This is a genomic window from Meiothermus sp. CFH 77666, from assembly GCF_017497985.1.
Taxonomy (GTDB): Bacteria; Deinococcota; Deinococci; order Deinococcales; family Thermaceae; genus Meiothermus.
Map to the genome: position 1 here is coordinate 1 of NZ_JAGDFV010000061.1, position 1,582 is coordinate 1,582.

Annotated in this window: 3 protein-coding genes and 1 pseudogene; all 4 read left to right on the forward strand. The window is 61.7% G+C overall.

The genetic code is table 11. The annotated features are described in order from the left end of the window. Window positions 1–255, forward strand: a pseudogene (locus tag J3L12_RS16520) (putative Ig domain-containing protein); the annotation flags it as partial. Window positions 256–554: 299 nt separating this feature from the next. Beyond that, a complete protein-coding gene (locus J3L12_RS16525; protein WP_208016144.1) occupies window positions 555–707 on the forward strand; it encodes a hypothetical protein in 153 nt (50 codons plus the stop codon). 139 nt (window positions 708–846) lie between these two features. Continuing rightward, complete coding sequence (locus J3L12_RS16530) at window positions 847–1,098, forward strand: AbrB/MazE/SpoVT family DNA-binding domain-containing protein (protein WP_208016145.1); 252 nt, start codon at window positions 847–849, stop codon at window positions 1,096–1,098. Then, on the forward strand, window positions 1,095–1,532 hold the full coding sequence (locus tag J3L12_RS16535; protein ID WP_208016146.1) for a PIN domain-containing protein: 438 nt from the start codon (window positions 1,095–1,097) through the stop codon (window positions 1,530–1,532). Before J3L12_RS16530 ends, J3L12_RS16535 begins: the two co-directional genes overlap by 4 nt. Window positions 1,533–1,582: the final 50 nt, after the last annotated feature.

The following is a 1,582-nucleotide window of genomic DNA, read 5'->3' on the forward strand; positions in this document are numbered from 1 at the left end:
CTAGTGGGGGCACCCTCAGGGGTGACCCTTTCCCCGGAGAACATCTCAGTTGGATCCAGTCCCACAACACAAACCCTGACGATAAGCGTGAACCAGGGGGTGAACCCCGGCACCTATAACCTTAAGGTGCGGGCTGAAAGTGTGAGCTTAAGGAAGGAAGCTGACCTCGCCCTCACGGTTACGGCGCCGTCGCCCAACCCTCCCGACCTCCCCAAACGAGGCGGGGGTGGGAATACCATCCTGACCTCCCCCTGACCCTCGAGAGACTTCCCCCACACGTAAAGTTTTGGGCCATACCAGGCCATCAACTCCTCAGCAGGCTGAATCTGGCCTAGTGGTCTGGTAAGTAAATTTTCGTGTCATTCCGAACAGAGCGAAGCGAAGTGAGGAATCTAATGCGTTGCAGTCCAATGCATTCACTGTACCCATGCAGTGCCAGATTCCTCGTTGCACTGCTTGCGCCTAGGAATGACAAACAGACGACGAGGGCAGAAGTTGGGTTCATTGGAGGTATCCCGATTTATTTGTTACCAGACCACTAGTTCCATTTCTGGATGCTGCCCCGCCAGCACTGGGACGGCTGGCTCCGCGGCAAGCCCGCCGAGGCCTGGATGCTGCCCTTCCCCCCAGGGCTGCTGGTAGCTAGATCGGTCAATCCAAAGGTGGGCATTGTGCGCAACAACGGGCCGGAGCTGCTGGCAGGCTGAGCCCTGGTTAGCCCACTGATGATGTCGCTGGTTCAGGCGGCCACCGTTATACGCGGGACAAAGTTCTTCCAATACCGGATGGCTTTATCCATTTCGAAGGGCATCCTCGGTTTTGGCAAAAAATGCTATTATTGGCAATATGCAGACCACCCTGGATCGCTTCGGACGGGTGCTGATTCCCAAAAAACTACGGGAGCGCCTGGGCCTCCGGCCCCAAGACACCCTCGAGGTGAGCGTGGAGGACGGCAAGCTCACCCTGCAACCCCTCCTCACGCCGCCCCCCCTGCAGCGCAAGGGTCGGGTGCTGGTGGTAGAGAGCGAGGCCGCCGGCGACCTGAACCAGGCCCTCGCCCACCTGCGCGAGGAACGCCTGGACGGGCTGGCCCGATGAAGCTGCTCTTCGACACCTCGAGCCTGGTCGCCGCCTTCGTGGAGGCGCACCCGGCCCACCGGGCCGCCTGGAACTGGCTCGAGCAGGCCCTGGAAGGCACCCACACCGGACTGGTAGCTACCCATACCCTGGCCGAACTCTACGCCGTGCTGACCCGGTTGCCCCTGCGACCCAGCATTCCGCCCGCCACCGCGCTCAAACTCATCGAGGAGAACCTGCACCGCTTCTCTAGCGTGGCCCTCTCGGCTACCGACTACCGCAGCGTACTGAAACGGCTGGCCAAGCTGGGCCTCAGCGGGGGGGCGGTCTACGATGCCCTGATCGCCCAGGCTGCCCTGAAAGCCAGGGCCGATCGGCTGATTACCCTCAACCCCACCCACTTCCAGCGGCTGGGTGAAGAGGTAGCGGCGCTGGTGGTGGTGCCGGAGTCCTGACCTACCCCATGCGCAAACCAAAGCGCTCGAGCACGCTCCCCAGTCCCTTC

Bases quoted from the DNA above. Each gene is read 5' to 3' on its own strand.
- J3L12_RS16525 (WP_208016144.1), top strand. From the start codon at position 555: ATGCTGCCCCGCCAGCACTGGGACGGCTGGCTCCGCGGCAAGCCCGCC.
- J3L12_RS16530 (WP_208016145.1), top strand. From the start codon at position 847: ATGCAGACCACCCTGGATCGCTTCGGACGGGTGCTGATTCCCAAAAAA.
- J3L12_RS16535 (WP_208016146.1), top strand. From the start codon at position 1,095: ATGAAGCTGCTCTTCGACACCTCGAGCCTGGTCGCCGCCTTCGTGGAG.